The following is a 1,973-nucleotide window of genomic DNA, read 5'->3' as shown; positions in this document are numbered from 1 at the left end:
ATGGCTTTTTATTTGAGCAGGCAAGACCATTACCGCTAATGCCCTGTGCTGGCAAACTCGGCATATTCGAGATTGATATAGACAAGGTCATGGCGGCACCACCTGCCGCTCAGAAAGCTTTATTTTAATGTGTAAGCATGGACTTGCCGGGCCTTGTATCCACTGCGTTGACTTTCAAGATTGGTTATCACAGATGAAAAATGCCTGCCCATGCTTTAGTGGCAAAGCTTACAACGATTGCTGCCAGCCTTTGCATGAGGGACAAGCTGCACCTGATGCAGAGCGTTTGATGCGCTCGCGTTACAGTGCTTATGCATTGAAGCTACCTGAGTATATTTTGCACACATGGCATGCAGATAGCCGTCCAAAAAGTCTAACCCAGGAAGACTTAAGCGGCATTAAATGGTTGAAGCTACAGGTTTTATCGCACGAGCAGCCGGAAGCAGATACAGCTTTCGTGAAGTTTGTAGCCACCTTCCAGAGTGGCAAGCAGAAAAAAGAACAACTGACGGAATATAGTCGCTTCAGCCGTGCAAGCGGACACTGGCTGTATGTGGACGGACAGCCGGATTGAGTGACCAGGCAATAAAAAAGGCAGCGATGACGCTGCTTTTTTATTGAGAAAACCTGGCTAGGTTAAAGCCCTTGCTTCAGGCTCTCCATGATAAACGGATCCAGGTCGCCATCCAGCACGCCTTGTGTATTACCGATTTCTACATTGGTACGCAAATCCTTGATGCGCCCCTGATCCAGCACATAGCTGCGGATCTGGTGACCCCAGCCGATATCCGTTTTGGCGTCTTCAAGTGCCTGCTTTTCCTCATTTCGCTTGCTCAGCTCCAGATTATACAAAGCACCTTTCAGCATGTTCATCGCCTCTTCACGGTTGCGATGTTGCGAACGGTCATTCTGGCACTGCACGACGACGTTGGTGGGCAAATGGGTAATACGCACCGCTGAGTCAGTTTTGTTGATGTGCTGTCCACCAGCACCACTGGCGCGGTAGGTATCAATACGCAGATCAGCCGGGTTGATGTCAATTTCAATAGAATCATCGACTTCCGGGAAAATCTGCACGCTGGCAAAACTGGTGTGACGCTTGGAGTTGGCATCAAACGGGGATTTACGTACGAGGCGATGGACACCGCTTTCGGTACGCAAGGTACCAAAGGCATAATCACCGCTGACTTTGATGGAGGCGCCCTTAATCCCGGCAATATCACCTTCGGATTCTTCCAGCACTTCCACTTTAAAGCCCTTGCGCTCCACATAGCGCAAATACATGCGCAGCAACATACCCGCCCAATCCTGCGCCTCAGTGCCGCCACTGCCGGACTGGAACTCAATAAAGCAGTTATTGGCGTCCATCGGTTGCGAGAACATGCGCTTGAATTCCATGGCCGCGATGGTGGCTTCTATCTTTTGCGTATCAGTTTCTACACTCAATAAAGTCTCATCATCATTTTCTTCACGCGCCATATCGAATAATTCACGGCTATCAGACAATGATTGATGCACATCGTCCAGTGTCATGACGACGGTTTCCAGCATGCGTTTTTCCTTGCCCAGGTTTTGTGCCTTTTCTGCATTGTCCCAAACCTTGGGATCTTCCAGCAGGCCATTCACCTCCGCTAAGCGTTGCTGCTTGTTTTCGTAGTCAAAGATACCCCCGAAGGGCATTGTGGCGCTGCGTCAGATCGCTAAGCGCATTGGCGATACTATTGAGATGTTCGGCTTCCATTTTTTTGATTGGCCAGAGAGTAAAAGCCAGCATTATACCGCAGCCGGGCCACTGATTTAGGGCCATCTATGGTCATCAATTTAGTAAAGAATTCATATTTTTGTCACAAACACTGTCACAAAATAGTAAAATCACGGTCACAAAACTTGTAACCGTCCGGGAGTTCTCAATGGCGCATGCCACCTTTGGCCGCATTATGGCTGCAATCAGTCCTAGAAACGATAACTACTTT

The 1,973-nt window shown here is 48.9% G+C and carries 2 protein-coding genes; one reads left to right on the top strand and one right to left on the bottom strand.

Annotation, left to right across the window (positions count from 1 at the left end; genetic code table 11):
• Positions 1 to 193: 193 nt before the first annotated feature.
• Positions 194 to 574: a YchJ family protein gene (locus VK958_RS07710; protein ID WP_325240410.1), complete on the top strand. Its 381-nt coding sequence runs from the start codon at positions 194 to 196 to the stop codon at positions 572 to 574.
• Between the two features lie 62 nt (positions 575 to 636).
• Here VK958_RS07710 and prfB read toward each other — a convergent pair.
• A protein-coding gene (gene prfB / locus VK958_RS07705; protein ID WP_325240408.1) for a peptide chain release factor 2 occupies positions 637 to 1,741 on the bottom strand; the annotation gives its coding sequence in 2 pieces (ribosomal slippage) (positions 637 to 1,659 and positions 1,661 to 1,741; 1,104 coding nt in all).
• Positions 1,742 to 1,973: the final 232 nt, after the last annotated feature.

The organism is Methylophilus sp., from assembly GCF_035460085.1.
GTDB lineage: Bacteria > Pseudomonadota > Gammaproteobacteria > Burkholderiales > Methylophilaceae > Methylophilus.
The sequence above is the reverse complement of the archived record's forward strand: the minus strand, read 5'-3'. Positions and strand labels throughout refer to the sequence as shown.